Raw genomic sequence first — 1,119 nt, 5'->3', positions numbered from 1 at the left:
CTGAGCCGCTGGTGGCCGATGCCAGTCTCACCACCCAGCCCGGCATCGCCTGTACCGCGATGGTGGCCGACTGCCTGCCGGTGCTGTTCACCGACATGCAGGGCACGGTGGTAGCCGCCGCGCATGCGGGCTGGCGCGGCCTGCTAGGCGTGGACGGGCAGGGCGTGCTGGAAGCAACTTACAAGGAAATGAGGGCTGTGGCGCTTATTCCATCGGCGCAAGCAGCTACTGAAATAATAGCGTGGCTGGGGCCGTGCATCGGACCTACGGCCTTTGAGGTGGGGCCGGAAGTGCCCGCCGCCTTCATCGCCCAGCAGCCCGAGGCCGCCGCATGCTTTGTGCCACACGGCGCGGGTAAATGGCTGGCTAACTTGCCGGGTCTGGCCAGGCTGCGTTTGCAGGCGCTGGGTGTGCAAGGCATTTACGGCAACGACGGCGGCCTGGACTGGTGCACCGTCAGCCAGCCGTCACGCTTCTTCTCGTACCGGCGCAGCGGGGTCTGCGGGCGCATGGCCGCCTGCATCTGGCTGCAGGGCTGACGCTTGTTCGGCTGCCTCACGCCGCTTGATCGCCTTGCGCCGCGCGGGCGCGCCCATCAGGTACACCACCAGCGACACCGGGCCCAGCCCGTACAGTAGAAACGTGAGGATGCCGCCCATGACAGTGCCGTTAGTATTGGTCGCCTCGGCGACAGCCATCATCAGGGCCACATATAGCCAGCCAATCGGAACTATGTACATACAAATTGTTTCAAATTCAGAGAGGTCTACGCAGTACCCGCAAGGTTTTATGCCCCGCTGTCAGTTACCGTCTACAACCTAAAAACGGCCCGTGCCCGGCACAGGCCCAAAAAATCCGCTTTGCGAGGAGCTTCCATGCATTCTGATCCAGACTGGGCCAAATCCGCCCAGCAATTCCAGCAGACCTTGGGCGACACATGGTCGCGGGCTTGGGCCGATGCCATCAAGCCGGTACAGGGGCTGGATTTGGGCCTACCGGCAGGCGGCATGCCCGCTACACCCCAGATCAATTTTTCCGCTACCAAGCTGCAAGCTCTGCAAAAGCAGTACCTGGAAGAATCGGCCGCGCTGTGGAACCAGAGCATGGATGCCGCCGCCA

General features: G+C 62.9%; 2 protein-coding genes and 1 pseudogene. 2 read left to right on the top strand and 1 reads right to left on the bottom strand.

All coding sequences use genetic code 11. From position 1 onward, the window contains the following. Window positions 1–539: purine nucleoside phosphorylase YfiH/LACC1 family protein (locus AC097L_RS25715; protein ID WP_479589532.1), on the top strand; the 539-nt coding region annotated here is incomplete at its 5' end. Here the strand turns inward: AC097L_RS25715 and AC097L_RS25710 are convergent. Further along, on the bottom strand, window positions 468–740 hold the full coding sequence (locus AC097L_RS25710; RefSeq protein WP_479589531.1) for a hypothetical protein: 273 nt from the start codon (window positions 738–740) through the stop codon (window positions 468–470). The two genes, AC097L_RS25715 and AC097L_RS25710, sit on opposite strands and share 72 nt — an antisense overlap. 135 nt (window positions 741–875) lie before the next feature. On the opposite strand from AC097L_RS25710, the pseudogene AC097L_RS25705 reads away from it, so the two are divergent. Further along, window positions 876–1,119 (top strand): annotated as a pseudogene (locus tag AC097L_RS25705) (class I poly(R)-hydroxyalkanoic acid synthase); the annotation flags it as partial.

It is taken from the genome of Rhodoferax sp. RT5P35 (assembly GCF_056521385.1).
This window is presented reverse-complemented; position numbering and strand designations above follow the sequence as displayed.